Source organism: Wolbachia endosymbiont of Nomada ferruginata (assembly GCF_001675785.1).
GTDB lineage: Bacteria > Pseudomonadota > Alphaproteobacteria > Rickettsiales > Anaplasmataceae > Wolbachia > Wolbachia pipientis.
On the sequence record NZ_LYUY01000148.1, the window covers coordinates 1 to 1,849 of the forward strand.

4 protein-coding genes are annotated in these 1,849 nt (G+C 34.5%); all 4 read right to left on the minus strand.

What is annotated here, in order from left to right:
• On the minus strand, positions 1–313 hold a 313-nt coding region (locus BA053_RS06120), incomplete at its 3' end, for a phage tail protein (protein WP_218914980.1).
• Between the two features lie 289 nt (positions 314–602).
• Positions 603–1,403, minus strand: coding sequence for a baseplate assembly protein (locus BA053_RS06125; RefSeq protein ID WP_065095146.1), 801 nt, complete (start codon positions 1,401–1,403; stop codon positions 603–605).
• Between the two features lie 2 nt (positions 1,404–1,405).
• Positions 1,406–1,741 carry a GPW/gp25 family protein gene (locus BA053_RS06130; RefSeq protein WP_065095147.1) on the minus strand — a complete coding sequence of 112 codons (336 nt, stop codon included), beginning with the start codon at positions 1,739–1,741 and terminating at the stop codon, positions 1,406–1,408.
• Between the two features lie 2 nt (positions 1,742–1,743).
• The coding region (locus BA053_RS08815; protein WP_458695153.1) for a PAAR domain-containing protein at positions 1,744–1,849 on the minus strand (106 nt) is incomplete at its 5' end.

Sequence of the window (1,849 nt, forward strand, 5' to 3'; positions counted from 1 at the left end):
CAAAAAAATGTTTACCAGGTGGTTCTTCGATAATTGTAATATCTTCTATATTTGCCCATTTTAGTGCTATTTTTAGTGATGCTGGAGTTCCTCTCAGTCTTTGAAATTTTACTCCTTCTATTACGGCTTTTCTTCTATCTTTTACCCAACGCAGTATCTCTTCTAAACCATATTCCTCAATCAACCACGGCAATGTTTCTTCTTCTAATCTAAATTTAAACCCTCTTATGCAACTTGGATTAACTTTATAGTCGATTGTTTCTACTAGCGCTTTTTCTTGCTTTGTTGCGTTTGGCGGTAATAAACTTTTCATTTGTCTTTTCTTTCAAGTTGCTTTAATTTCCTTTATTTAGGTAGCTTATGAGTAAGCAAGAGATCATTGCAGAACTGATCAAAAATAAAGATGTTCTTAATATCGAAAACACTTTCCATAATATTTGACCATATTATCCATACTTTAAAAAACAAATTACAACTTCTGGAAGAAAATCGATACTTTCGTCTCCCTAACATCGGTCATTTTTATCCAGTAAACCACTTATTGCACGTAATCCTCTCACTTGGTAAAACTTTTATGATTCCACAAAGCAAAAAAATACGTTTTAAGTCCTATCTAACTTGACGTAGCCAAGCACTGTACACTCATTCCCCAGAACCACAACATCCTCTCTTGGCTCGATTAATTCTACGTTTTCTACACCCTCTACAAACAAATTTGCTATTATCCAAGATCTTGTAACATTCCATCCCAGCCTTCTATTTGCTTCAAACTTCTTAATGAACTGCTTCTTGATTTCCTCCTTCGATATTACAGGACTTATGCTCATTCTGCTGTGAATATCTATTTCCGTAATATTGCAACCAATTACTGTTACTGTATCTGTTAAAACCCTTATATCATCTCTAGTAACCTGCTTTTTTACAATTTCAAGTAGCTCTTCTGAAGCTATGCCAGTTGTGGATAATTGTGTTGATAAGATTGAAATTTGTACTTTCCCTGGTATAGTTGATTCCACTAGTGCATCTTTTACTCTACTATCTGCTGACAGTGCATAATACCTATAATACTCCTTGCTTCCACACGTGCTTGAGCCTACTATCTTTGCTTTAATTCTTTTTCTAAATCGTTCATCATCTTCCCCTTTTTCCCTTTCTACACCATAAAACTCAGCTAAATTATCAAGATCTTCTCCCATTGCAAACTTCAGTACATTACTTTTTACTGCCTCATTTATTCTTTGTCTTAGTAACAATTCCCTCCATGCTGCTACCTCCAGAACTTTCATTGCTGGATCCGATTCTACTAATCCTGAAAAGGTTTCATCTCTACGGACTAACTCTTCTTTCATTCTTGAAAATATTTCCTCGAAATTTGGCTTTTCTACAATATTTAGCTGCTGCATCTTTAAACTACAATTTCATCAAAATGAATGTTTTTCCCGCTTGGTAAGTATAATCCTTCTAGGTCAAGCGTTACTTTTCCTTCTTTCACCTCTGTCATTTTTACTTTTTCTAGCTTAAATCTTTCCTCCCACCTTTGTAGAGCTTCTGCTACTGCTGAATAGATTTCCAAAGTTAAATCTCTATTTATTGGCTTATCTACTAATTCAAATAGTCTTGACCCATAATCTCTCCTCATTATTCTACTGTTAATAGGAGTGGTCAGTATATCAATTATTGATTGTTTCAGATGTTCTATTCCTTCTAATTCTTTTCCTGTTTTGGAGTCCATCCCTTTCATTTTTAGCCTGCAAACACGTTTTCACTACCTTTTATTACTTTAAAACCACATGAAACTATATCTCCTACTCTTCCTACACTAAGACCATTTGCAAACACTGTTTTTGAT

Coding starts and splice junctions, on each gene's coding strand:
- BA053_RS06125 (WP_065095146.1), bottom strand. CDS start 1,403: ATGCAGCAGCTAAATATTGTAGAAAAGCCAAATTTCGAGGAAATATTT.
- BA053_RS06130 (WP_065095147.1), bottom strand. CDS start 1,741: ATGAAAGGGATGGACTCCAAAACAGGAAAAGAATTAGAAGGAATAGAA.